1 protein-coding gene is annotated in these 232 nt (G+C 40.1%); it reads left to right on the top strand.

Annotation, left to right across the window (positions count from 1 at the left end; all coding sequences use genetic code 11):
* The coding region (locus tag R0K30_RS23735) for a hypothetical protein (protein WP_410613507.1) at positions 1 to 232 on the top strand (232 nt) is incomplete at both ends.

Raw genomic sequence — 232 nt, 5'->3', positions numbered from 1 at the left:
ATAGAACATACCCTTACTTTGAAAAGCTGCTTGAACGTATTGGTGTAAAACGTAAACCGACCCAAATGAGCTTTAGTGTTCATAATGAAGCAACTGGCTTTGAGTATAACGGGCATACATTTACTAGTTTGTTCGCTCAGCGCAGAAACATAGTGAGACCTAAGTTTTGGCGTCTGTTGTACGATATTGTGCGCTTTAACAAACTGTGCAAGGCTTTGTATGAAAAAGGCCA

Origin of the sequence: Bacillus sp. SIMBA_154 (assembly GCF_046536015.1) — a bacterium.
Taxonomy (GTDB): Bacteria; Bacillota; Bacilli; order Bacillales; family Bacillaceae; genus Bacillus; species Bacillus pumilus_P.
Note: the sequence above shows the minus strand (reverse complement) of the source record. Positions and strands in the feature narration are given on the sequence as shown.